Annotated in this window: 19 protein-coding genes and 1 other RNA gene; 5 read left to right on the plus strand and 15 right to left on the minus strand. The window is 68.6% G+C overall.

Features of this window, described 5'->3' with window-relative positions; translation table 11 throughout:
- Window positions 1-39 precede the first annotated feature (39 nt).
- Window positions 40-843 (minus strand): carboxypeptidase regulatory-like domain-containing protein, encoded by an 804-nt coding sequence (locus GTZ93_RS12735; RefSeq protein ID WP_186820050.1) that lies wholly within the window; start codon window positions 841-843, stop codon window positions 40-42.
- 160 nt (window positions 844-1003) lie between these two features.
- On the opposite strand from GTZ93_RS12735, the gene GTZ93_RS12740 reads away from it, so the two are divergent.
- On the plus strand, window positions 1004-1738 hold the full coding sequence (locus tag GTZ93_RS12740) for a zinc ribbon domain-containing protein (protein ID WP_120581532.1): 735 nt from the start codon (window positions 1004-1006) through the stop codon (window positions 1736-1738).
- Between the two features lie 30 nt (window positions 1739-1768).
- Complete coding sequence (locus GTZ93_RS12745; protein ID WP_139919592.1) at window positions 1769-2419, plus strand: ribonuclease HI family protein; 651 nt, start codon at window positions 1769-1771, stop codon at window positions 2417-2419.
- Window positions 2420-2434: 15 nt separating this feature from the next.
- Here the strand turns inward: GTZ93_RS12745 and GTZ93_RS12750 are convergent, their stop codons facing one another.
- The 12 genes from GTZ93_RS12750 to GTZ93_RS12805 all read right to left on the minus strand — a co-directional run bounded on the left by GTZ93_RS12750 (window position 2435) and on the right by GTZ93_RS12805 (window position 19997).
- Window positions 2435-3352 carry a restriction endonuclease gene (locus GTZ93_RS12750; RefSeq protein WP_139919593.1) on the minus strand — a complete coding sequence of 306 codons (918 nt, stop codon included), beginning with the start codon at window positions 3350-3352 and terminating at the stop codon, window positions 2435-2437.
- A gap of 2 nt (window positions 3353-3354) precedes the next feature.
- Window positions 3355-4689: a restriction endonuclease subunit S gene (locus GTZ93_RS12755; protein WP_161662788.1), complete on the minus strand. Its 1335-nt coding sequence runs from the start codon at window positions 4687-4689 to the stop codon at window positions 3355-3357.
- A 197-nt stretch (window positions 4690-4886) separates the two neighbouring features.
- Window positions 4887-6320, minus strand: a complete 1434-nt coding sequence (locus GTZ93_RS12760; RefSeq protein WP_139919595.1) for a class I SAM-dependent DNA methyltransferase — start codon at window positions 6318-6320, stop codon at window positions 4887-4889.
- Window positions 6317-9703, minus strand: coding sequence for a type I restriction-modification system endonuclease (gene hsdR / locus GTZ93_RS12765; protein WP_139919596.1), 3387 nt, complete (start codon window positions 9701-9703; stop codon window positions 6317-6319). The genes GTZ93_RS12760 and hsdR overlap by 4 nt, the downstream gene beginning before the upstream one ends.
- Before the next feature lie 98 nt (window positions 9704-9801).
- On the minus strand, window positions 9802-11589 hold the full coding sequence (locus tag GTZ93_RS12770) for a tetratricopeptide repeat protein (protein WP_139919597.1): 1788 nt from the start codon (window positions 11587-11589) through the stop codon (window positions 9802-9804).
- Window positions 11586-13871, minus strand: a complete 2286-nt coding sequence (locus tag GTZ93_RS12775; RefSeq protein ID WP_139919598.1) for a J domain-containing protein — start codon at window positions 13869-13871, stop codon at window positions 11586-11588. The genes GTZ93_RS12770 and GTZ93_RS12775 overlap by 4 nt, the downstream gene beginning before the upstream one ends.
- Window positions 13868-15388, minus strand: coding sequence for a S16 family serine protease (locus tag GTZ93_RS12780; RefSeq protein WP_139919599.1), 1521 nt, complete (start codon window positions 15386-15388; stop codon window positions 13868-13870). The genes GTZ93_RS12775 and GTZ93_RS12780 overlap by 4 nt, the downstream gene beginning before the upstream one ends.
- A gap of 8 nt (window positions 15389-15396) precedes the next feature.
- A complete protein-coding gene (locus tag GTZ93_RS12785) occupies window positions 15397-17175 on the minus strand; it encodes an Hsp70 family protein (RefSeq protein ID WP_139919600.1) in 1779 nt (592 codons plus the stop codon).
- A 46-nt stretch (window positions 17176-17221) separates the two neighbouring features.
- On the minus strand, window positions 17222-17719 hold the full coding sequence (locus GTZ93_RS12790) for a hypothetical protein (RefSeq protein ID WP_121760703.1): 498 nt from the start codon (window positions 17717-17719) through the stop codon (window positions 17222-17224).
- A 217-nt stretch (window positions 17720-17936) separates the two neighbouring features.
- Window positions 17937-18674 (minus strand): formylglycine-generating enzyme family protein, encoded by a 738-nt coding sequence (locus GTZ93_RS12795; protein ID WP_161662789.1) that lies wholly within the window; start codon window positions 18672-18674, stop codon window positions 17937-17939.
- A 119-nt stretch (window positions 18675-18793) separates the two neighbouring features.
- The gene (locus GTZ93_RS12800; protein WP_139919602.1) at window positions 18794-19561 is read right to left on the minus strand and encodes a tRNA(His) guanylyltransferase Thg1 family protein; all 768 of its coding nucleotides are present in this window, start codon (window positions 19559-19561) and stop codon (window positions 18794-18796) included.
- The gene (locus GTZ93_RS12805; RefSeq protein WP_139919603.1) at window positions 19548-19997 is read right to left on the minus strand and encodes an AAA family ATPase; all 450 of its coding nucleotides are present in this window, start codon (window positions 19995-19997) and stop codon (window positions 19548-19550) included. Before GTZ93_RS12805 ends, GTZ93_RS12800 begins: the two co-directional genes overlap by 14 nt.
- Before the next feature lie 163 nt (window positions 19998-20160).
- Here GTZ93_RS12805 and rnpB point away from each other — a divergent pair.
- An RNA gene (gene rnpB / locus GTZ93_RS12810) (RNase P RNA component class A) lies at window positions 20161-20554 on the plus strand.
- Between the two features lie 9 nt (window positions 20555-20563).
- Here rnpB and GTZ93_RS12815 read toward each other — a convergent pair.
- On the minus strand, window positions 20564-21127 hold the full coding sequence (locus GTZ93_RS12815; RefSeq protein WP_139919604.1) for a hypothetical protein: 564 nt from the start codon (window positions 21125-21127) through the stop codon (window positions 20564-20566).
- A 68-nt stretch (window positions 21128-21195) separates the two neighbouring features.
- Between GTZ93_RS12815 and ftsY the strand changes: the two genes are divergently transcribed.
- Complete coding sequence (gene ftsY / locus GTZ93_RS12820; RefSeq protein ID WP_161662790.1) at window positions 21196-22752, plus strand: signal recognition particle-docking protein FtsY; 1557 nt, start codon at window positions 21196-21198, stop codon at window positions 22750-22752.
- Window positions 22753-22758: 6 nt separating this feature from the next.
- On the opposite strand, the gene GTZ93_RS12825 is transcribed toward ftsY, so the two are convergent.
- On the minus strand, window positions 22759-24597 hold the full coding sequence (locus GTZ93_RS12825; protein ID WP_139922739.1) for a M1 family metallopeptidase: 1839 nt from the start codon (window positions 24595-24597) through the stop codon (window positions 22759-22761).
- 51 nt (window positions 24598-24648) lie between these two features.
- Between GTZ93_RS12825 and GTZ93_RS12830 the strand changes: the two genes are divergently transcribed.
- A complete protein-coding gene (locus GTZ93_RS12830; protein ID WP_139922737.1) occupies window positions 24649-25245 on the plus strand; it encodes a hypothetical protein in 597 nt (198 codons plus the stop codon).
- Window positions 25246-25289: the final 44 nt, after the last annotated feature.

A 25289-nucleotide genomic window follows, 5' to 3' on the forward strand; every position in this document is an offset into this window, starting at 1 on the left:
TGCCTCGGGGCCGGACGCGACAACCGTGTCAGGGGTGCCCTATTTCCCCGAGCCGGCCTGACGCAGTGCTTCCACGCCCCAGCTCTGATCGACCTGGACGGTCTCCCCCGCGCGGACGGTGACGGTCCGGGACGCTTCGGGGAGCCGGTCGTGCCAGAAGACGAGCGTGTGGGCCCCTTCCGGGACGCGCATCCGGAAGCGTCCGTCCGGGGTGGTGGTGGTGAAGTACGGGTGGTTGAAGGTGCGGACCACCGCGCGCATCCAGGGGTGCACGTCGCAGCGCACCTGGACGGTGCCCGGTTCGGTGGGCAAGGGGCGGCGCAGGGTCATGCCCTCCAGGGGCATGGCCACGTTGAAGACAGAACGGTTCGTCCCGGACTGGGCGCGCACGTTGTGCACCAGCGGGTCGGAGTTGCGCAGCAGCAGCTCGCCGCCGGCCTTCGCCGCGAGCGCGGGCGGTTCGTAGTGACACTGCTTCTGGTCCAGCACGGGCTGCGGCGCGGGCGTCTCCGGTTCAGCGAGCGCGGCGCCGTCCTGGAGCGACACCACGGCGTGGGCCAGGGCCCCTTCGCCTCCCACCACGAGCGAGCGGTCCTCCGCCTGGTCGCCACACACGCTGGCGACGGTGGCGGTGGTCGGCGCACTGGGGGCCTGGGGAGGCGTCCCGGTCAGCACCACCCGCCCCTCGATTTCGCCCCACTTCACCGGCCCGGTGGGGCGCGGCGCCGCGGCGGCGGGAGGGGGCGTGGCCGAGGGAGCCGGCGGGGGCGGCGATTCGCGGCAGGCCGTGGCGGCGAGGAGGAGCGCGGGGGTCAGGAGGGAGCGGAGGCGGTGGCTGGACACGCGCCCGGTCTAACGGGTGCGTGAAGCGGATTCAAACGCTCAAGGGGCAGGCGGCGAACACGGGGATGGAGGCTTCCCCAATTACGCGTTGGAACCCCAGCACCCTTGTTGGTACAAGAGCCGAGCCGCGCGTCGGTGCGGCCGTGTGGGAGGCAGCAACTTGCGGGAGAAACTGAAGGCCTTGGCGGAGCTGCAGAAGGTTGACCTCGAGGTCGCCTCGCTCCGAAAGGCGGCGGACGTGCATCCCCGCCAGATTTCCGAGCTGGAGCGGGAGCTGGGGGTCGCGCGCAATGGCATCGAGGCCGAGCGGACACGCGTCGCCGACCTCGAGAAGCAGAAGGCCTTGCTCGAGCAGAACATCACGGACGAGAAGGACAAGGTGAAGAAGTGGGAAGCGCGCCTGTCCGACCAGCGCTCCACGCGTGAGTACTCGGCGCTCGCTCGCGAAATCGACATCGCGAAGAAGGGCATCCTCACCCAGTCCGAGGCACTGACTGAGAAGGTGAAGGAGCTGGGCCAGGCTCGCGAGGGCATCAAGGGCAAGGAGGCGGAATACGCCACCAAGCAGCAGGGCCTGTCGGGCCGGATGACGGACCTGCGCGGGAAGCTGGGCGAATCCGAGTCCCAGGTGAAGGGGCTGGAGGGGCGCCGCGCGGAAGTCGCCGCGAACGTGGATGCCAACCTGCTCCGCCGCTACGAGGTCATCCGCAAGAAGAAGCTGCCCGCGATGGTGGGCGTGGTGGCTGGCACCTGCCAGGGCTGCAACATGAACCTGCCCCCGCAGATGTACAACATGCTGCGCACCTCGCTGGGCACCGACGTGTGCCCCTCGTGCAACCGCATCATCTTCGCCGTGGAAGCGCTGAACGAGCCGAAGGACACCGCCGAGAAGTAGCGGCGGCGCATCACTTCGGTCCCCTTCCCCATGCCGACCCCTTCGCTCGTCGACGTCCTCCGTCACATCGCCCGTGAGGAGCCGTTGACGGCGACGGTGCGCGCCTTTCGCGGGCTCACCCGCGAACACCTGGGTCAGCTGTTGGACGAAGCCGCCGACCAGTTGAGCGGTGGTCCGCGCGACGCCGGGGCGCCTGCTTCAGAGCCCGCCCCGCGGACGGCGCCCGAGTCCAACACGCCAGGCATCGAAATCGTGACGCCCGCCGCGGGTGGAGCGCTGAACCGCGTGCGCGTCTATTCGGACGGAGCGGCGCGAGGCAACCCGGGCCCTGCCGGCGCGGGCGCGGTGCTGACGAACGCCGAAGGCGCGGTGGTAGCGCGCCTGGGCAAGTTCCTGGGGCACCAGACGAACAACTACGCCGAGTACATGGGCCTGCTCATCGGCCTGCAGCACGCGAAGAGCCTGGGTGCCCGCGAGGTGGAGGTGTTCGCGGACAGCGAGCTGCTCATCCGCCAGTTGGGTGGGCGCTACCAGGTGAAGAGCCCCACGCTGAAGCCCTTGTTCCAGGAGGCACAGAAGCTGCTGGCCACCTTCGGCAAGGTGAGGCTCGCCCACGTCCCCCGCGCGCAGAACGCGGAGGCGGACGAGATGAGCAACCGGGCCATCGACGAGCGGATGTAGCCCGGAGCGCGGGCGTCACTCCTCGTCGCCGAAGTAGTCCAGATCCAACCGCTTCACCGTGTACGTGGCGACCTCGGTGACACCGACGCCGCTGTCGATCATCAACCGGGCAAGCTCGGTGCCGTCGATGAGGACGATCTTCTTCTCGATGTGCTTCACGTAGTCGCGGGCCTCGCGGCTGAAGTCCGAGGTCGTGATGAGCACGCCCTTGCGAGCACGTTGTCCTTCGAGGCTGCCAGCGAACGCCTGGACCGTGGGGCGGCCGACGGTGCTGTTCCACCGTTTCGCCTGGAGGTAGACGACGTCGAGCCCCAGTCGGTCTTCCTTGATGATGCCGTCGATGCCCTCGTCGCCGCTCTGGCCGACGGCCTGGCCCGCGTCCTTGCGTGAGCCGCCGTAGCCCATGGCCACCAGGAGATCGACGACCAGCTTCTCGAAGAACCGGGGGTCGCAGGCCTTGATGCGCTCCAGCAGCTCTTCCGCGAGGCGACGGCGCAGCTCCTGGTAGCTCTCTTCGAGGACCTCTTCCGGCGTCTCGTCGGAGACCGGGAGTTCCGGGGCGGATGGCGGTGCGTCTGGAGCGTCGTGTTTGAGTGCCGCGAAGGCGGTGTACTCAGGGAACTGCTCCAGGAACTTCATGTCGATGCGCGTCGGCTTGCCCTGAAGCACTTGCTGGCCACGCGGGGTGATGCGGAAGCGACCGCGCCCGTTGGCCTCCACGAGCCCGGCCTTCTGCAGGTAGGTCTTCGCCCAACCGACCCGGTTGTGGATCCGCCGCTGGCGACCACTGGGGAGCAGTTCGTTGCGCTCCACCTCGGTGGCCTTGAACTCCACGGCAACGGCCTCCACGGCCTCACCCAGCGTGTGGTCCTTTCCATCCTGGGTGAGCCGAAGGACGGGGAGCATCGCGCTCTGGAAGTCAGGGATGGGCATGTTCAGGCGACCTTGGTCTCGCGACGCCGCTTCGGGCGCGGGTTTGGCGCGCTATCAGCGGGCTTGTCCCGTTCTGCCCGGAGCCGCTGGAGGAGGACCGAGGCGGGCTCGTCGGTGGGGTCCTGGGGCACAAGCTCACCTCGGAAGGCCTTGGCGAGGATTGACTGCTCCAACTTGTCGAGATGTTGGCGTTGCTCGACAGTCTGGACCTTGTCTGCGCAGGCAAGAGCGACAGCAGCTCGTGTCACCATGAGCTTCATCTCTTCCAATGGTGCGATCGGGAGGGCCAATCTGCGAACATGCTCAATGTTCAAGCGCTGTACCGCGTTCCCAAACCTGAACTTGTCGTACTGGCTCCTAAGAATGGGCGAAAGAAGTGCAAGGCGCAGGTACTCGCCTGATAGCCAATCCGGAGGCCGAAGCCGTGCGGACGACTGGGTGATGTTGCCGCCGTCCAGTTCGTCCGGTACGACAATCACCTTTCCGATCGTGCCCACGATTGAAAGCACGATGTCACCGCCTCGCAGGCTTGCCCGCTGGTACTGGGCCGCAATTGACGGTGACGTTCTCTTCATCGACGTGAAGTCGATCGTCCCGTCGGAGTTCATGTCTACGGGCCGGATATACGGCACGCCGCCTTGCACATCATCACCGGGGAGAATGATTCCGTAGACTACGGGTGCAGCTAGCGGGCAAACCTCTTCGATTGAAGCCCAGGCCCAACCGCTCGGCAGCTCATGCAAGCCGCTCTCATCGATCTGTACCGGGTCCTCGTACTTCGTTTTCCATTGATCGTCTTTCGGCACTTTGCCTTTGGCCCGCATCCGCTTCAACTCTGCCTCTTCCCAGCGGTGGCGGCGCTCGGTGCGGATCCGCTCCAGGAACTTCGATGCGGGCTCCACATCGGGGTTCATCTTTCGCCAATCCCGAGTCAGGTCGCCCCGGAACGCGGCTGCAAGCACCGACTGCCGGAAACGGTCCAGCAGCGCAGGGATAGTATCCAGGACATCCTTCGCGCGACGGCTGCGGGCCAGGAGTGCTTCGAGCTTGGCGACAATGCGGTGTTGCTCGTTCAGTGGCGGGACGGGTACTTCCAGCTCTCCGAGTATTGAGGCATTGGCTCCCGGCTGAGCTGTACCCTTCGAAACTCGCGTGATCTGGCGCCAGTACTCAGGGCTCCTCATGTACGCCGCGATGAATGCAGGCAAAGACTCAGCAGCCGGAGACAAGCGGATTAGATACGACGCAAACACCGCAGGCTCCGGCATATGAGAAAGAAGCAAGCTCTTGCCTGTTGTTGCACCGGTGCGTGCAACAACGATGTCACCAGGCCTCAAAAGATACTTCTCCGGGTCCGGACACCTACATCTTGGCACAGACGCCCAGTCCACTGCCTCATTATGGATGTCTGTGATGCGAAGGAACCTCGGGCCAATGTTTGCGTCTTCTGCTGATGCGGTGAACCCGTAGTTGAGAGAGCGAACTAGTTCAGAAAGACGAGCACGGCTCCATCTGGGAGGCAAATCCGACGAACTCATGTCGCCTCCGGACGTTCCATCAACACTGTGAGGGCTTCGATCTCTCCCAGCGCAATCTGAAGCAGGTCCCTGATCTCGCCGACAATCACCTCCGGCTCCGGTAGGTCATCGGTATTGCCGAGACCTTCGTCCCTGAGCCAGAGCACGTCCAGGTTGTCGCCCCGAGCCTTGATCTCCTCGCGCGTGAACTTTCGGAATCGACCTTCGGAGCCCTGGTCCTTGCGCCTGCTTTTGCCTTGGGCGTCATCGCCGAACGCCTTCTCAAAGCCGGCGAAGTGCTCGCGAAGGAAAGGCGTTCGCTTTCCGTAGGCGGGAGCGTTGGTCCGCATGTCGTAGAACCAGACGGCCCTCGTGTTGCCCTTTTCTGTCTGGCCACGGGTGAAGAACAACACGTTCGTCTTCACCCCCTGCGCGTAGAAGATACCTGTCGGCAGCCGCAGGACCGTGTGTAGGTCGCACTTGTCCATGAGGTCGGCGCGGATCTCCTGGCCGACGTTTTCCTCGAAGAGCACATTGTCCGGAACGACAACGGCCGCGCGACCACCGGGCTTCAGTCCCCGATACACATGCTCCAGGAACGCGAGCTGCTTGTTCGAGGTTGGGAACGTGAAGTCGTCGCGCTCGGGCTTGCCGCCCCCCTTCTTGGTCCCGAACGGCGGGTTCGTGGTGATGATGTCCGCCTTCGGCAGGTCGCGCCCGACAGGCGAGAGCGTGTCGCCGAGGATCAGCTCACCCTCCAGGTCGTGCAGGGCCATGTTCATCAGCGCCAGACGACGGGTCTCAGGAACCAGCTCCACGCCGTAGAACGCCTTCCGGCGCTGGAACGCCTGCTGCTTCTCCGTGAGGTCGAAGTAGTTGTCCGTCTGTGAGCGGACGTACCGGTCGGCAGCGATGAGAAACCCGCCCGTCCCCGCGGCAGGGTCCTGCACGGTCTCACCGGGCTGCGGCTTCACCACGGCGATGATCGCGTCCACCAGGGGCCGAGGCGTGAAGTACTGCCCCGCTCCGGACTTCACCTCCGTGGCGTTCTTCTCCAGGAGTCCTTCGTAGAGGTCGCCGAGGTTTTCTCGATCCACCCCGTACCAATCGAGCGCATCCAGGGCCTTCACGAGCGCATTCAGGCTCTTCGGATGTCTCAGCGATGTATTGGCATTCGCGTAGATGTCCTGGACGCGGTTGCTTCCCTTTGTGCCGAGATAGAGGAGCAGTTCCTTGTAGAACCGAAGCTGATCTACTCCCTCCTGCCTGACCAAATCATCCCAGCGGTACCCCTTGGGGAGCTGATCCTCCCGCTTGGTCTCCTTCGCCATCTTCAAGTACAGGACGAAGGCCAGCTCGGCGACGTATTGGTGGTAGGTCACTCCGTCTTCACGGAGCAGGGAGCAGAGGTTCCAGAGCTTCTGTACGAGTTCGTTCGCGTTGGTGTTCATCCGGTTGCCTTGCCACCTTGTTGCCAGAGAGCGTCGTTCAGGTCACCAAGGACCTGCTCCAGACGGCCCTCGAAGACCTTGTTGAAGTACGTGAAGCCACCACTGGCTCCGAACTGGCCCTGGTCGAATGCGTTCTTGTCCACGACGGATTCGACCTTGAGCTGCTTGGCGATCCGCTCCAGCCACTTCCGCTGCGGTGGCGTCCAGGCCTTCGCTTCCAGCACCTTGCGCAAGGCCCGGTCCACCCGCTCGGAGTACGGGACCAGCGCCTCTCCCAGTGCCCGCTGGCGGATGAAGCCGATGATGGAGGCTGCGATGTCCTGGTTGGTCGTCTCCCGCCAAGCTGTCTGGAGGGAGGTCTCGTTGTAGCCCGCCCTGTCCAGCGCCAGCTTCAGCTCCTTGAGCTGCTGGCGCGTCAGCTCACGCGGCCGCTGGCACACCACCAGCAGCGCCGGGAGCACGTTCTGGTTGCTCCGGATGAAAGCCCCGAAGTCGTTCAGGTAGTCACCGGGCCGGACACGCCCCGGGCCGTAGCCCCGCTCCACGGACTTCAGCGAGTCCTCGTGATGGCTGACGTAGATGGGCGGCACGGGCCCCGTGGTCGTATCGAGCACCTCGCCCACCTGATTGTGCGCTGAGAACCATGCCGCGACCTCGGCGGAGGACTTCTTCCGGAGGAAGAGCAAAAGGTCTCCGACGGGCATTCCGGCGGCCGCCTCGAAGTGCTCGGCGGACTTCTGCTCGATGGACCGCCGCTTGCGCTGGAGCTTGACCACGAACTGATCAATCACCTGCCGCTGTGCCTCGGCATCCTTCAGGCTCAGGAGTTCCTGGGCGAGGTGCACGAACGTGAAGGACGGATTCACGACGACCGGCTTCATCGACGTGAATCGCTCCAGGGCCGCGTAGAGGTCCACGGCATCGAAGATGCGGAAGACCTCCTTGCCGATGTCGTCACATCGGCGCGTTCCCCGGCCCAGCATCTGCTCGTAGAGGATGCGGCTCTTCACCCGCCGCAGGAACACGAGGTTCACGATGGGCGGTACGTCGATGCCGGTCGTGAGCAGGTCCACTGTGACGGCGAAACTCGGCTGCTTCTCGTTCTTGAAGCGACGGATGAGCTGGAGCGGCTTGTCCGAGCTACCGGTGATCCTCACCACGGCGTTGTCGTCCACGCCCCCGTACTGCGCGTCCAACGCCTTTTTCAACTCCTTGACCACGAGGTCCGCATGGTCCTCGGTCACGCAAAAGATAAGGGTCTTTCCGTCAGCCGCAGGATCAATCTGCCGAGCCAATTCCTCACAGACAACCTGATTGAAGTTCTCGGTGATGACCCGGGTGTTGAACGCATCCACGTCGAAAGACAGCTCGTCCTTCATGTGAATGAGGTCGAGCTGTTGGGTCCCGGCGTTCCAAGTCGCGGCCTGTTCGCCGACGGCCCAGCGGATGCCACCTTCGGACAGCTCGGTGGTAATGCGGGTGGGCGGCTCATGGTCCACGAGCCAGCCGTCGATGACTGCTTCCGGGTAGCTGTACGTGAACACGGGCTCGCCAAAAATCTGCGTGGTGTGCAGGGCCGGTGTCGCAGTCAGTCCAATCTTCACCGCATCGAAGTGGTCGAGGACACGTCGATACGTGCTGATGTAGTCGTCCTGGCTCCGGAAGCTCAGCTCCGTGTCGCTCATCTCCCGGTCGAGGGTGTAGCCACGGTGACACTCGTCCACGACGATGCAGTCGTAGTCGTCCACCTTCGGCCGCTCACCGTCATCGCTGTAGAGCGTCCGTTTCACCATCCCCTGAACGGTGGCGAAGTGAAGCTTGGTTTCAGGGTCCGGCCGGATGTCCTCCATGCCCTTCACGTTGAAGATGTCCGTGAAGGTCTGAAGTCCCTCCAGACGTGCATGCTTGAAGGCGTTGATGGCCTGCTCGCCCAAGGCACTGCGATCCACGAGGAATAGCACGCGGCGGAAGCGCCGGGTCTTCACCAGCCGGTACACGAGCCCGATGAAAGTCCTCGTCTTGCCTGTGCCCGTGGCCATGGCGATGAGGCAGTCGCGGCGCCCTGCCTCCAGCGCCGACTCGACTGCATGGATGGCCTTGATCTGGTAGTCGCGCAGACCGAGATACTCGGTCGGCTCCACGCGCAGCGCCGCTTCGGATGCAGCCTTGTCCTGCTGGAGCATCCCCTTGAGGCCCTCTGGCGAGAACCAGTCGACGAGGGCTCGGGAATGGTTGGTCGGGCGACGCGCATCAAGGAAATGGATTCCACTCTTCAGCTCGAGCTGACGCAGGTACGGCCTGCCGTTCGTCGCGAAGAGGAAGGGCACCAGGTACTTGCCCCACGGCCCACCAGGGAGGACCTCCTCACCCTGGACCCGATACCCCTCGCTGTACCGCTTCGCTTGCTGGATGGCGCCCGGTACGTCCTTGCTCCGGCGCTTCGCTTCGACCACCGCCAGGACCTCCAGACCCGAGAAGAGGACGTAGTCCGCGGGACCGCTCGCGGTGGGCCACTCCGCGATGGCCAGATTTCGGCCACGCTGCGGTCGAACACCCGCCGCGAAGGTCAGGGTCTGCGAGTCGACCTCCCAACCCACCTGACGAAGCTGCGCGTCGATAAGCTTGCGCGTGTCGGTCTCGTCCAAGTCCAGGTCGGCACCAGCGGCCTGTGCCTGTCGGACCAGGATGTCGAGCTGCTTGGCAGGCGTCGCCGCCGCCTGAAGCTGTGCGGCGTCGAGCCGGGCCCGGAGCTTCGCCTCTGCTTCCTCGGCAAGTGACTGCCAAACCGCACGCTCCTCGGCGTCCTTGCGAGCCATCTCCTCAGCGGAGAGACGCCGACGGGCTTCCTCCGCGGCCGCGGCCTGGGAGGCCTCTGCGCCGAGCTTCGTCTGCGCCAGTTCGCCTCGAAGCCTTTCCAGTTCCTGCGCGAGGGCCTTGCTCTCCTGCGCTGGATCAGGAGGCGGGATGAACGGCCCGGGGTTGAAGTTTCGCTCCTTGCCGAAGGTCCGGTGGAACCAGATGGCCAGCACTCGGGCGATCTTCAGTCCATGAAGGGCATCACTGTGCGTTCCCCGGACCTCATGCGCGGCGGCGTTCCCTGCTCGGCGAAGATCATGAAGAACCTGGCGGACCTCGACAGTCAGTGCACCGCGTGAGTCCAGTGCACGGATGAGGTCCACCTGGTTCTGGTCCGGTGAAGCGAGCAGACCGAGGTTCGCGGCGGCTCGCTGTGCGAGGACCTCCGCGAACTGCCGGAGCTTCATCAGGCAGGTGGTCGGGTCTTCGGCGAAGTAACGCTCGGCCTGGGCACCCAATGCGACGAGCAATGGGTCATGGTTCGACAGGAATCCAAAATTCGCGGAGCGCGGCTGGGGAGCAGGCACCCCACAACTCTATCGAATGTTCACAGCCTCCCGAGATCTGGACAGGTGATGCTGGGTCCGAGCTACCCCCGTAAGCCCGGACGACTGCCCACCTTCTGTCAAGGCACCGTGTCCCCCGCCACCGCGCCGGACGGCTTGGGGCGTGTCCAGTGCTCGAGCGCGATGCTGACCGCGCCGGGCAGCAGCACTTCCTTCTTCACCCGTGCATACGCCGCCTTGGAGTCCTGGCCCCGCGCATCCAGCTGGCGCGCGAGGACCAGACGGAGCGCGGCCCTCTCTCCCCAGTCCAGCGTCGCCGTCAGCGACTCCACGGGCAGCTTGCCGCGCAGCACGTCCTGCAGTTCGCCGTAGCCCAGGTCCACGCCGGAGATGTCGAGTGTCCTCGCCGCGAGCGCGGCGTCCCCGAGCCTTTCGAACTCCGCCGCCAGCAACATGCCCGCCTCGGTGCCGACATGGCGGAAGCCGAAGAAGTCGACGTGCGTGGAAGCCCGCGCGGCGAACTCGGGCTCCTCGGCGAGCGCCAGCATCAAGCGCGCCGCGGTCTCGACCGAATCGTCCTGCGCGCTGCGCGGCGCCTCGGCATCCGGAGGCAGTCCCAGCGAGGCCGACAGCCACCGGGCCACCAGTCCCTCCGACTGGTCCTTCTGGGCCCACGCGATGAGTTGCCGCATCGCTGCGTTCTCCTTGCCGTCCTGTGACGCGTGTCCGGCGAGCTTCGCGTAGAGCAGCACGTCATCCAGGTCCGGTGGCTCCTTCTCGGCACCGGCCTGGAGCAGGCGCTCCGACAGCCTGCGCGCCGCCTCCGCGCGGCGGCCCAGGCCCACCAGCACTTCGGCATGCGTGTCCTGGTAGCGCGAATAGTCCGGGTCCCCCTGCTCCATCGCATCCAACAGCGGGAGCGCATCCGCCCAGCGCTGCTGACGTGCATACCGCACCGCCAGCGCCCGACGGGGAAGCAACTCCCCGGGATGATTGCGCACCAGCGCTTCCAGCCGCGCGGTCCCCGCGGGCTCGGGCTCGACGCGCGCGAGCATCACGGCCATGACCAGGGAGGCGGGATCGCGCTCCACCTCGGCCTGGTAGTACGCGCGAACCTCGTCAGTCCGCCCGGCGCGACGCATGTTGTACATCCACGCCCGCTGGGCATCCACGCTGTCCGGCTGCGCGTCACGCCGCTCCCGCGTGGCGGCGAGCGACGCGAGGAGCCCTTCGTCCCGCGCGAGCACCATCCTCGCGACAACGGCGGCGTTCTGCGCGCCCGGTGTCTCCGGCAGCGCCCGCGCGAGCTCTTCCGCCAGGCGCGCGGCCTTGGCCGTGTGGTGGTTCGTCATCAGCCAGCCGTAGCTCGTGGCCCAGCCCCCCGGCACCTGGCCCAGATGCATCCGCGTGGTGGAGCGGCCATCCTCCTTGCGCATCGAGAGGCGCTTGGGAGGTTCGGTGAGCATGTAGTCGATGTGTCCCGCCCGCAGGAAGGGCGTGCCAGCGAGGACCAGTGGCGCGGACTCAGGCGCGGTGGTGCCAGGAGCGTCGTCCCGCGAGTAGCGGACCGTCGCCATGTAGAGCGGAGCGGCGCCCAGCAGGTTGTAGACGAAGAGGCCACCCTCGTCGGTCACGTACACCGTCTCGTGGGCCAGCGTGGCCGCCCCGCTGCGCACGTCCACGTCCAACGGCCCGACGGGCATCGGGCGCACCCGATGATCATTCGCCGAGAGCGAAAACTGCTCGCCGCCCGCGGTGACCGTGACCGAGGTGTCCAACGCGTTGACGAAGAGCACCTGCTCATGCGTGTCGAGGGACCGGACCGCGCCCACGATGGCGAGCGCACAGACACCGATTCCACCGAGCAGCAGCATGCCCTGGCGGGGAGAAGTCGAAGGAGCACTCACGGCCGGGCCTCCTGGGTGAGCGTCGAAGCGGTGAGCAACAACGGGCGGCGGTCGCCCGCGCCGGGCAGCTGCCAACGGTCCACCCACGCATGGAAGAGGACCTCCAAGGCACGCGGATCCGCCGCGTCGGCCACGAGTTCCAGCGGAGGAGCCGGCACGTCCGCCCCGAGCCCTTCCTGGGTCACCGACCAGACCCGCTGCGGTGATGCGCCTCCCGGGCCGGGCTTCGACGCCTCGCGCACACGCAGGGTGAGCACCGGCGGCCCGTCACCCGGCAGCCCCCGACCTCCGTCCACGACGAGGACGCCCTGCCCCAGCGCTTCATCCACCGTCCGTTGCCATGCGTGCACGATCAAGTCCGAAGGGTCATCCCGCTCCGGCGTCCGCGTCCCGGCGGGCGCCTCCCACGTCACGGTGACGCGGCGGCTGTGGTTGCGAGAGACGGCGTCCAGCAACGCCGTGAAGAGCGCGCGGGACGGCGCGGCGGCGCAGCCTGGATCCAATCGGGACTCCATCCGTGTCCGCGCCTTGCCCAGCTCCGCGTCCACCCGGGCCTGGAGCTGGGGGACGAAGCGAGGGTCGGGCTGCTCGCGCAGGTACTCGAGCATGGGGCTCAGGTCCTCACGCGACGCGACTCGCATCCAGGCGTGCTCCGCGGACAACCGATTCTGCGGCCACACGGCCCCGCCCACGAGCAACACGCCGATCCCCGCGGCGGCGAATACACCGGGCCAGGGAGAAGGCGTGTTCGGTGCTCGCACGTGGCCTTGCTTGTCCGCGCTCGACAGCAACGCCGGAGGCAGGTGCTCCACGCCGCTCTCCGCGTCCAGCATTCCCCGGCCGAGCAATTCCAGCACACGGCGGCGACGACCGATGAGTTCCTGGGCCAGTGACTCCGCCTTGTCCTTGCCCCGCACGGTCAGGACCATGCGCTTGTCACTGAAGCGCAGCTGGATGTTGGTGTGCTGGTAGACGCCGTTGGTCTGGTGATTCACCAACTGCAGGTCCTGCAGGTGCACGAGCGGCCACACGGTGATGCGGTCGATGGCCACCTGGATCAGGTGCAGGGGATGGATGGTGTTGAAGCGCCCGTAGGGGCTCGCCATCACCCGCAGGAGGTAGCGGGCCTGGAAATACATGGCGCCGGAACCGAGCGCCGCGATGGCCGCCCACCCCACCCAATCCCAGACACCGCGCTCGTTGGTTCCCAGGAAGAGGAACGCCAGCAGGAAGCACAGGGCCGTGGCGCACACCAACGTGAAGAGGGCCGGCATCACCCAGGTCGTCAGGACGCGCCAGCCGCCGATCCGCTCGGCCTCCGAGTGCAGCCATTCACGGGTGACGGAGGGCAGTGCGTCCACCTCCACGGTGACGCTCGTCGGATACGCGACCTCCGTGGCGCTCTCCGGGTTGAAGCGCCGGCCGAACGCGAGCAACTGGTTCGCGCCCTTGGACTTCTGCTGAGCGAAGAGATGCGCGGCGGCCGAGGAGAGCTGGCCTCCAGTCCATCGGCGCAGCTCGGCGTCGGCGTCCTCCGGCAGCTCGGCGTCGAGCCGCTCCAACTCCTTCGCGGCGTTGGCGTCCTGGCCGAACTCCAGCATCGTCGCGATGCGCCGCACCTTGAGGGCGAGCACGTCCATCCGTGAGATGGCGGGCAGCGACTGCGCCTGCTCGAGCACCTTGAGCGCGTCCGCCACCTGCCCCATCGCCTCCAGGCAGTCCGCGAGCGCCACGCGCGGGCCCACTTCCGAAGGGCCGTGCTTGCCCGCGCGCCAGAAGGCATCCGCGGCTTCCTTCATCTGCTCCAGCCGGAGCAACGCCCAGCCCCGTTGCAGGTGCCCCTGCCAGGAGTCCGGTGCCCGCGCGAGCAGGGCGTCGAACTCCGCCAGCGCCTCCTTGGCGTCGCCCTCGTAGAGGAAGTGACGGCCCAGCAGGATCCGCGCGTCGTGGAAGTCCGGCTGTTCGTTGAGAAGCTCTGTGAGGAGCCTCCGGCCACCGACCTTGTCACCTGCCTCGAACAGGTTGATGGCTTCCTGGAGCGCGGCGTTCTTCGCCGCCTCCGGGCCATCCGCCTGTTGCGCGGCGCTGGCGTCGAAGGCCTGGCGTGCCTCGGGGTCGTTGAGCAGCTCGTACGCTTCGCGCAGACGGCGGAACTCCTCCGGATGCGTCTCCGGCGGGTTCTGCCGGACGCGCTCGAAGTACGCCTTCTTGATGGCGCGGGCATCCGCGTCCTTCTCGACGCCCAGCACCTCGTAGGGGTTCTGGCGGGCTTCGTTGTTCACCGTCGCTCCAGTCCTGGCGTGTTCGCGGCCGCGTTCACGAGCCGCCACGCCTCATCCAAGCTGTCCACCGCGATCAATCGCAGGCGTCCCGACACTTCGGGCGGCAGCGCCGCCACGTCGTCCAGGTTGCGGCGCGGGTGCAGCACCACGCGCATGCCTTCGAGGTACGCGGCCACCAACTTCTCGTGCACGCCGCCCACCCGCCGCACTTCACCGTTCAGCGTCAATTCACCCGTCACGGCCAGCCGCGCGGGCAACGGGCGTTGCGTGTACGCGGAGAGGCCCGCCAGCGAGAGAGCGAGCCCGGACGACAGGCCGTCCTTGCCGACCTCCGTGTCGGTGTAGTGCAGGTGCAGGTCGTAACGGGTCGTGAGCGTTCCCAGGCTCAGCGCGGGAGCGCGGGCCCGCACCACGCTGAAGGCCACGTCCGCGGCCTCCTGGCCTTCGGGCCCCACATGACCACTGCACCGCAGCACGCCGCGCCCGGGCACCGCGATCGCCTCCAGCGGCGAGACATGCCCGCCCCCCGGATGCCAGCCGAGCACCCCCACGCGCCCGACCGCGGGCAGGTCACGCGCCAGCAGACGGCGACGTTCAGCGATTTCGGCCTCGCGGCCCGCCGCCGCCAGGGACTCTCCGTTCGCGGCCGCGCGGGCATAGAGCTCGCGCGCCTCGTCCAGCGCTCCGGCTTCGAGCCGAAGGTCTCCCAGACGCAGCGCCGCGGCCCCCGGTGCCCCCACCATGTCGAGCACGGCGCGACGGGCCTCTTCGACCTGGGCGGCGGGACGTCCCTCCAGCCACAGCAACTCCGCGCGCAGCAGGGCCGCGGCGGCGTGGGTCCGGATCGCCGCGGGTGCGATGACGAGCTGCCGCTTCACCTCCGCGAACGAGCCCCGGGAGAGCGCTTCGACGGCTGCGTCGAGCTTCGCCTCGGAGAGCGCGGCACGCGCCGTGGGCAACTTGAGGGCCTGGGTCGCCTGCTCCAGGGGAGGCGCGTCCAGCATGGCGGTGGTCGCCGGAAGTCCGAGCGCCGCGCGAGCCCCTAACACTGACTCCGCGAGGCGTGGATCCTCCGGTGCAAGGAGACGGGCCCGCTTGAGCGCGGGCATGGCTTCGGAAGGCCGGTTCGTGCGCTCGCACAGACGGATGACGGCGCGCCAGGCCTCCAGTTCACCGGGGGCGGCTTCGGTGGCCTCGAACGCATGCACGAGCGCGTCGTCCGGCCGCTCCTCCTCCAGGAGCGTGATCAACTCCGCGCGCAGGGACGCATCGCGAGGCGCTTCGCGAACGGACGTCTGCAACATCTTCAGCGCCTCTGTCCGCTTGCCGTCCCGCGCCCATGCGCCGCACAGGAGACGACGCGCGGGCCCACCTCCACCCAGGTCCAAGGCCTTGCGCGCGTGCTCCGCGGCACCGCGAAAGTCGCGCTCCTGGAAGAGCGCTTCGGCCAATGCCAACCGAGCAGAGGGTTCGGACGGGCGCAGCACCACCGCACGCTTGAGCTCGGTCAGCAGCATGCGCTTGCTCAGCCCAGGTCGAACAGCAGGTCCGTGAGCTCTGCGTCCAGGCGGGCCGCGGCACCCCGGTCCCCCTTCGCACGGGCCTCACGCAAGGCATTGCACAGCGACTCCAGCCGGGGACGTACGCTCGCTGGCGCGGTCGCGATCCGTTCGGTCGCCGCGTTCAACAATGCGTCCGCGTCGGCATCCGGAGACACCGCGGGCGGAGCCACGGACACGGGTGCGGACGACGGCGTTGCCGGCACAGGGGCCGCGCCCCACTCGCGAGCCAATCGCTCCTTCGCCTCCAGCCGCTGCTCCGGCCCCAGGCGCTGCGAGCGCTTGTCCACCACCAGCGTGGCCTCCTTGCCCGTGGAGACCACCCGCGTCGTCACGTCGAGGATGCCGTTGATGTCGTACGTGAACGTGACCGCGACCTTCTCCGACCCCGCGCGCCCGGGCGGCACGCCCTCCACCGTGTACGCGTCCAGCAGCAGGTTGTCCTTCACCAGCCGGGCCTCGCCCTGGAACACGCGGATCTCCACCGCGCGCTGCCCGTCCGCCGTCGTCGCGAAGGTCTCCGTGCGCGACACCGGCACCGTCGTGTTGCGCGGAATGAGCGGCGAAAACACTCCGCCCACCCGCTCGCGCCCCACCGACGCCTGCACCTCAACGCCCAGCGTGAAGGGACACACGTCGGTGATCATGATGCCGTGCGCGGCGCTCACCGCGCCCGTCTTCAGCCCCGCCTGCAGCGCGGCGCCCAGCGCCACCGCCTCGTCGGGGTGCACGCCGTCGCGAGGCTCGCGCCCGAAGTATTCGGCGACCAGCCGGCGCACCAACGGTACGCGCGAACTGCCACCCACCAGCACCACCTCCGCGATGGACTTCTTCGCCAGCTTCGCGTCCTTCAGCGCGCTCTCCATCGGCTCGAGCGTGGAGCGCACCAGGTCCGTGATCAGCGCCTCGAACCTCGCGCGCGTCACCTCCACCTCCAGGGACGCGGGCGTGCCGCCCCGGCCCGGCGCGAGGAACGGCACGATGACCGGCGTGGCCTCCACGGACGTGAGCGCGATCTTCGCGGCCTCCGCCGCCGCCTTGAGCCGCACCTGCGCCGCCAGGTTCCCGGCCAGCGACACGCCGTGGGCGCGCTCGAACTCCGCGCCCAACCACGCGGCCAGCGACTGATCGAAGTCACTGCCTCCCAGCTGGTTGTTGCCCGCGGAGGCCTTCACGTCCAGCACGCCCTGGAACATCTCCAGCACCGACACGTCGAACGTGCCGCCGCCCAGGTCGTACACCAGCACGTACTGCTCGGCGTCCAGGTGGTTCACGCCGTACGCGAGCGCAGCGGCGGTGGGCTCGTTGAGCAGCCGCTCCACCTTGAGCCCCGCCAGTTCTCCCGCGTCCTTGGTCGCCTGTCGCTGCGCATCGCTGAAGTAGGCGGGCACCGTGACCACGGCCTCCGTCACCGCGCCGCCCAGCGCCCGCTCCGCGTCCTCGCGCAGCGCACGCAGGATGAGCGCGGAGATCTCCGTGGGGCTGTAGCGCCGGTCCCCGAGCATCACCGGCAGGTCGCGGCCCATGCGCCGCTTCACCTCCGCGATGGTGCGCTCCGGATGCACGAGCAGCTGCGCCCGCGCGGACTCGCCCACGTGGAGCCGACCCTCCGCGTCCAGCCCCACCACCGACGGCGTGAGGCGCTGCCCCAACCGGTTGGTCAGGAGGTTGGGGCGGCCCGCGCTGTCGAGCGCGGCCACCAGGGAGTGCGTGGTGCCCAGATCAATGCCAACGACGTGACTCATGAGAAGTGAACCCAGGGCCTTTCGGCGAAGGACCGCGAGCGGCGGACTAGGACTCCGGCGGCGTCCACGGCTGCGCGGGCACGGCGACGGTGGCGGCTTCCGATGCCGCGTACATGCGGCGCAGCTGATCCAGCCCCTCTTCGCCGATCCCCGCCTCGCGAGCGATCTCCATCGCGCGCTCCGGCGATGCGTGGGTCACCCACTTCCACTTGTACGAAGCGATGAGCCCCGCGATGCAGGACAGCGCGAGCACGCCTGGGACGATGGCGTCCGTCTGCTCGTGATCGCCGAAGGCGACGAAGCCGACGACGAGCGAGATGAGCCCCGCGACGATGAACAGGAAGCGCGCCCACGCCACGAGCACGGACTTGCCGCTCATGGGGATGGCCTGCCCGCGCCAGCCATCGCCCTCCTCCGCCGTGACGAGCCAGCCCTCCAGCGGGATGAGCGGCACGAAGTTGATGTGACCGAACTTCGTCGCGACGAAGCCCAGGCCTGGAATCTCATCAACCTTGCCAAAGAGCCTCGAACCGAAAATGACCATGTGCTTCCCCCTCAAAACCGTCGCGCCGTGCCGCGAAGGCACCCGGGCGCGTGCGCGCGAATCCTGCGGCACCCGGGCGAACACGCGCAATCCCCCGCCCCGGGTAGGACAGCGCCTCACGACCCCGTGGGCCACCGCCCTCCAGAACATACGGACCAAGCGGGAAAGACTGGTTCCACGGCACCCGGAGTGTCCCTGCCCTCCGACGCCGCGTCGCTCAGCGCCGGTGCACGCAGCGGAACCCCACCCCCGTCAGGCCGTTCTTCGGATAGGCGAGGCCCCGATGGGCGGACCGGAACAGGGAAGGCATGTGATTGAGCCAGGAGCCCCCACGGTGGACGGGCTTCTCCGGCACGCCAGAGGGTTCTGAAGGCGCGTCCTCGCCCAGCCGCTCCTGGTAGCCGGTGGCGGTCCACTGCCACACGTTCCCGGCCATGTCGCAAAGCCCCCAGCCGTTGCATCGCGGCCCGGCGTGGACCACCGGAGCCGTGCCGCCAAGGCAGCCTCGCGACGTGCACGACACCGAGCCGACCACGCGCTCCGCGTCGAATGATTCGCCCCACCAGAAGGCGGAGGCCGTGGAGGCACGCACGGCGTACTCCCACTCCGCCTCCGTGGGCAGTGCACCGCCAACGAGCTCGCAGTAGGCCCGTGCGGCGCGCCAGTCCACGCAGTTCACCGGATGTTCCGTGCGCTCGGAGTCCAGGTTGCAGCGGCCGAGCCACGCACCCGGGGTCTCCGCGTCGCTCCACCAACGCGCTTGCCGATCCTTCGCGCGCACCTGCTCACGCCGAGCCGCGAAGGCCCGCGCCGTCACGGGCGTCACGTCCATCTGGAAGCGCTCGAACGCGACCTCCGTCCGGGGCCCTTCGTCCACATCCCGACCGGGCTCCCCCGCCGGTGAGCCCATCTCGAAATGCCCGGCCGGCAGCCACACCGATTCAGGCGGGGGCACGGGCTCCACGCGAGCGGAGCGTGGAGCCGTACCTTCTTTCGCTGTTCCACAGCCCGCAATGAACACAAGGAGGGCGGCGCCCGAACGGACCCGGAAGGAAGTCGAAGTCATCCCGGGGACTATCGCTCCACGCCTTCCAGCAACGACAGGATGAAGGCGCCGTACGCATCCTTCATCGGAAGCTCGTAGTCCACCTTGATGCGGCGGCGCTCCGCGAGGACCGTCTCCCCAGTCCTCGGGTTGCGAGCCTCCTTCGCGTACGTCTCCCGGTAGAGCCCCGTCCCGCGCTTCTGCCAGTTCGGCACGTCGTTGAAGTTCACGCCCCGCTGGAAGAGCAGCTCGTTCTTCTCCGCCACCGACAGGCGCGTGAGCATGGCCGTGGCCTCCGCCACGTTCTTCCCTTCGCGGCGCAGGCTCCAATAGCAGTGCGCGTTCAGCGCGTTCCTCACCGCGTCCTCGTTGCGCCAGCGGAAGTAGTCGCGCACGAGCTCCGCGTTCGGCAGCTCGCAGATGCGGCAGTCGAACGTGCCCAGGTCCCCCAACAGCAGCGAGAACTTCGCGCTCGCCTCCCCCGCGAGGACGGAGTTGAGCTTGCGCGTCTTGCGCCCGAAGGCGTCCTCGTCCGGGTGGAAGAGCAGCGAGATTTCGTCGCTCTGCGTGTAGCCGTAGACGACGCGGAAGCCGCAGTCCATCAGGTGCCCGGTCGTCGCGACCATCAGGTCGCGCACGCGCACGTCGAAGGGGCTCTCGAAGGCGTGCACCTCCTTCGTCAGCCGCGTGAAGCCGCGCCCATCGATGCGCGCCACCATGAACACGCCGGGCAGCACGCACAGGTCGTGCGCGGTCTCGAACACGCGCATCTTCTCGTCCAGCTCATCGAACTTCACGTTGCCACTCCTCCACGGTGAAACCGTCCGGCCCCAGCCGGACGAAGAAAAGCGCGTCGAAGCCCTCCTCGGGATGGGGGACCTGCAATCGCTTGTACGTCCCCAGCACGCCCACCAGCGGCACGCGCTGCTCCGCCGGGCGCTGATCATTCCGCAGGAGCGCGTCCGCGACCTTCGACTGGAAGTAGAGCCCCACCACGCGGAAGCCGAACTGCTTCGCGGCCGCGATGTAGCGGGAGCGCTCCGCCACCGTGGGGTTGGTGTTGTCCACCACGAAGGGCTGCTTCGCTTCCAGGCACGCGCGCAGCAGCACCTTCTCCCGGTGCCGCGTCTTGAGCATGTCCAGGCTCAGGCGAACGTGCGTGGTGAAGAGGCGCTCCCGGTAGAAGCTGCTCTTCCCCGCCCCCTGGATGCCCGTGAAGATGACCGCTTCCATGCCGCCCCTCCCTCCCACGAAGGCCGCTCGCGGGGACTTGGGGACGCTCAGGCGCGGGGAAACCCGACAGGCCCCCGGACGCCCGCCCGCCGGCGGCTACACGACAGCGCCTCTTCCAGAAGGTGGACCCGCCCGGGCTGGCTGTTGTATCCCCCGGAGTGCCGGAGCGGTCCGGGTGAACGCCGGCCATCGCAGGCATGGATGGCGGGAGGAAAGTCCGGGCTCCAGAGGGCAGGGTGCTGGCTAACGGCCAGTCGAGGCGACTCGCAGGAAAGTGCCACAGAAAACAGACCGCCCGTTCCCGCAAGGGGGCGGGTAAGGGTGAAACGGTGCGGTAAGAGCGCACCGCGTCCGGGGTGACTCGGACGGCACGGTAAACCCCACCTGGAGCAAGAGCCAATAGGAGCGCGTCCCCGAAAGGGGACAGGGATGGCCCGTCCCATGCGTTCGGGTTGCTCGCTGATGAGGTCCCTGGGCAACCAGGGCCCTAGATGAATGTTCGCCGCCCATCCCGAAAGGGGTGGGGACAGAACCCGGCTTACAGGGCCGCTCCGGTTTTTTCCCTGTTACTTGCCCACGGGGACCTGCGCCAACAGCAGGCGCCCCCGGCCGTCGTTGCGCACCGCCTCCGGGTTGGTGATGGGCAGCCGTGCGTCGTTGCGCGGCTCCCACAACCCCATCCACACGTTGACCGCGCGCGGCGACGCGCCCTGCGGCAGGGCGATGACGAACTCGTCCTTCACCGTCTCGCCCACCTTCCACTGCGTGGTGGGGTACAGGCCGCCCGCGGGCTTGTGGTCCACGTTCATGCGCTCCATGCGCCCGTCCGCGTCCTCCAGGTGCACGAAGACGAGGTAGTCCTCTTCAATCGGCTGGAGCACCTTGAAGAAGACGGTGACGCGCGCCTGGTCCCCCACGGGGATGCGGCCCGGCTGCACGGACGCGCCCACCACCTCCACCTTGCCGCCCAGGTTGGCGCCGCTGCGGATGGACAGCGGGGGCACCTGGGCGACGGTGGCCGCGCGGCGCTCCTGGTCGCTGGCCCCTCCGGGGGCCTCCACGATGCAGGCGCTGGAAGTCCCCAGGAGGACGGAGGCGGTCAACAGGACGTTCAGGGGCGGAAGGCGCATGACGGAGGCCTGTTCTACCCGGCCACGGGCGCTGCATCCAACTGCGCGTTGGTGTATGCGGAGCGGCGATGAAGACCCCGAGCCCCCTCGACGCACTCCTGGCGCAGGCACCCCCCGCCCCCTCCCCCGCCCCTACCCCCGGCGGCGGGACGACGCAGCCGGGCACGGGCACCCCGCCGGACACCGGACTGACCGGCGGCGAAGTGGTGGGCATTGGCGGCGCGGCCCTCTTCGTCGTCCTGGCCCTCGTGGCGGCGCGCAAGCTCTTCGGCAGGAAGCGCGTGCCGGAAGCCCCCGGGAAGCCCCAGGTGGAGGCGCCCCAGCTGCCCGAGGAGCGCCCCGAGCTGCGCGTGGAGCTGCCGCCCAACGAGGCGGAGCTCGCCCGGCGCCGGGACCTGGACGACGCCCACGCGCGCATGGACGAGCTGCGCCGTGAGCGAGAGACGGCCTCGTTCGCCGCCCACGCCGCGAAGGACTCGGCGGAGAAGGCCCGGCTGGAGGCGGAGGTCCGCGCCCTCAAGGAGCGTGAGGAGGAGGCCAAGCGCGTCGAATACCGCGCCAAGAAGGCGCTCGACGACGAGACGCGCGAGCGCCGCAAGCGGGAGCAGGTCGAAGCGGTGCGCCTGCGCGATGAGGCCGTCGCCCAGGAGGCCGCCCAGGCGGAGGCCGCCCGTCAGGCCGAGGCCGCCGTGGCGCGCGCCAAGGTGGAGGCGGAGGGCGGCCGCACCCTGGCGCAGGGGCTGGACCGCACGAAGAACCAGGGCTTCATGGCGCGGCTCAACGGCCTGTTCGGCGGGCAGCGCACCATGGACGACTCCGTCCTGTCGGAGTTGGAGGAGATCCTCTTCACCGCCGACATCGGCGTGCGCACCGCGGACCACCTGGTGGAGGTGGCGCGCGACAAGCTCAAGCGCGCGGAGCTGAAGGACCCGGAGCGCATCAAGGGCGCCATCCGCGACGAGGTGGCGCGCATGGTGGACCTGCCCGTGCCGCGTTCGCTGGAGGGCGGTGGTCCGCCGCACGTGGTGATGGTGGTGGGCGTCAACGGCGCCGGGAAGACGACGACCATCGGCAAGCTGGCCGCGCAGCTCACCGGTCAGGGCAAGAAGGTGGTGCTCGCCGCGGGTGACACCTTCCGCGCCGCCGCCACGGAGCAGCTGGACGTGTGGGCCGAGCGCGCGGGCGCCCAGCTGGTGAAGGGCCCGGACGGCGGCGACCCGAGCGCCGTCATCTTCGAGGCGGTGAAGAAGGCGAAGGAGGAAGGCGCGGACGTCATCATCGCGGACACCGCGGGCCGGCTGCACACCAAGGCCCCGCTCATGGAGGAGCTCAAGAAGGTCAAGCGCGTGATGGACAAGGCGCTGCCCGGCGCGCCCCATGAAATCCTGCTCGTGCTGGACTCCACCAACGGGCAGAACGCCATCCAGCAGGCCAAGCAGTTCCACGAGGCCGTGGGCATCAGCTCCATCGCGCTCACCAAGCTGGACGGCACCGCCAAGGGCGGCGTCATCATCGGCATCTGCGACGAGCTGAAGCTGCCCGTGGTCTGGGTGGGCGTGGGCGAGAAGATCGCCGACCTGCGCCGCTTCGAGCCGCGCGAGTTCGTGCAGGCGCTGTTCGACTGAACCGCCCTACTGCCCCATGAGCTGGGGCAGGAGTTGCTCCAAGAGCTGCTGCGTCTGGGCGTCCAGCTTCACGCCGCCCATGTCGCCGCCCATGGCCTCCATCAGCCCCTGGAGGTCCGCCGCTCCCAGGTCCTCGTCGCCGTGGGCCTCTTCCCACCAGCGCGTGCGCAGCTGCGTCAGCGCCTTCGCGTTCGCGGGGCTCGCCTTCGCCAGCTCCTGCGTGAAGCACGCCTTGCACGCCCACTTGAAGCGGTACGTGTCCACGTACGCGCGCAGGGCCTTGAGGAAGGCGCTGTCCCCCACCAGCTTGCGGGACGCGTGGTGCAGCAGCGGCGCCTTGCCGTACACGAGCGCGCCGTACTCCAGCTCGCCGCCGTCGAAGTCGCCCGTGGGCCGGTCCGCGCGGCCGTCGCTGCCGCCCGTCAGCCGGAAGAACTGGTAGGGCATCACCAGGGCCTCGTTGCGCAGGGACTCGGCGGCCTCCGGGCCGTGGGCCCATTCCATGTAGAGGAGCGCCGCGTACTGCGCCAGGGACTCGTCCACCACCGGGTCGTGGATGGGGTCCGAGCCCACGAGCCCCGCGAAGTACTGGTGCGCCACCTCATGCGCCACGGTGAACTCCAGCGTGCGCTCCAGGGACGCCCCCACTTGCGAGCCCACCTGCGCCAGCATCCCCGCGCCGCCCTGGGCGTTCAGCATCTCCTGGAAGGCCTCCATGCCGGGCATGCCCACCAGCATGGACAGCGGGTCCTGCTTGGCGCGGTAGAGGGACGTGCCCACCGTCACCAGCCCCGGGAACTCCATGCCGCCCGCGCCGCCGCTCAAGGGCGCCTGCACCACGCGGAAGTGGGTGTAGGGCAGCGGGCCCAGCCGCTTCTCGAACTCCGTCAGGGCCTGTGACGCGTACTTGAGCACGCGCTTGCCCACCGCCGCGTCCCGCGCCGCGAAGTGGCTCTCCACCGTGACGCCATTCACCGTGGCGGTGGCGGACTGGTAGCCGCGCGTCACCAGCACCGGGAAGTCGCGCACCGCCGCCGCCGCGAAGCTGTAGCGCACCCGGCCGTCGCGCTCGGGCACCGCGCCCATGGGCGTCCCGGTGGTGTGCGCCGCCCAGCCTGACGGCACCGTGAGCGTGGCCAGCACGTGCGCGGGCTCGTACAGCGCCAGGTCCCCCGTGCCCTGCGGGCCGGCCCACGGCTGGCCCTGGTCATCCATGGGAGGCACCTGCGGCACCACGCCCACCAGGCTCATCACGTCCGCCGTGGCGGAGAAGGCTCCGTGGTCGTCCGAGCCCCCCTTCGCGCCGCCGCCCAGGAGCCCGCCCGAGCCCAGCAGCGACTCCGCGCCCGGCGCCGCCTTGGGCACCGTGCCCTTCAGCGAGACCTCCAGCGACACCGTGCCGCCCGGGGGCACCGGCGGCTCGACCGTGATGCGCTGCAACGTGGGCTCCGGCCCCAGTTCCAGCGCCACGGCCTTCCCGTTGAGCTTCGCGCCGGAGAGCGTCACCTGGCGCGAGCGGGTGTTGGGCGTCAGCCGCAGGTACAGCTCCGTCACCGGCTTGGGGCCCTTGGCCACCAGCTCCACCTGCACCTTGCCCCAGACGCGCCGCTCCTTCGGCTCCACCTCCAGTTGCACGCGGTAGAGCGGCACGGACTCCAGCGGCCCCAGCGCCCGCGCGGCCCGGTCCCGCTCCTCCGGCCTCAGGTGCTGGAGGCACAGCTGCACCTCTGGCGCCACGCTGCCCGCGCCCGGAATGGCGGGAGCGGCGGGGGCGGGAGGTGTCGCCGCAACCACGGGGCCCGCGGCCAGCGCGCACAGCAGCCACCATCCGGGGAGGGTCCGCATGGGGGGCATGCTAATTGACCCCGTCCAGGGCCGCTCGCTACAAGCCTCCGGGTGCGCCACTCGCGAACGTTGACCCTCTCCGCCGCCGCGCTGAGCCTCCTGGCCTGCGCGAAGCAGGTTCCCCCGTCCACCGCCGCCGCGCCGCCCGAACCGCGCTCGGACCAGCTGCTGACCGCCACGCCGGAGCGCGAGACGGCCCGCCTGGAGCAGCGGCGCGAGGACGTGGAGGTGGACACCCGCGAGGGCGAGCGCACGCCGCGCGTCGTCGCCACCGGCGAGACGCCGCAGCTGCTGCTGGACGGTGCCAAGGCGACCCTGTGTGGGGACGCGGCCTGCAAGCAGGGCTTCGCCGTGGACAACTTCCTCCTGCTGGAGGTGCTGGACACGAAGGGGAAGGTGTCGCGCCGCGCCGCCGTGGGCTTCGCGGACAGCGTCTTCATCGGCAACGAGCAGGTGGACAACGTGGGCCGCCGCGCCTTCAGCTTCGAGGCCAACGAAGTGGACCTCAGCGGCCTGCTGCCGGAGTCCGAGCCCTTCCGCCTCCGAGCCACCGCGCTGGACTACTGGGGCGTGGGCCGCGTGACGAACGTCTTCTTGCGGCTGGAACCCGGCGCGGGCCGCGCCGAGGACGACCTGCGGGGCCACTGAGCGGCCCCGAAGCTCCGGAAGCAGGGGCGGACGCGGACGTCCGC

It is taken from the genome of Corallococcus exiguus (assembly GCF_009909105.1).
Classification (GTDB): Bacteria; Myxococcota; Myxococcia; order Myxococcales; family Myxococcaceae; genus Corallococcus; species Corallococcus exiguus.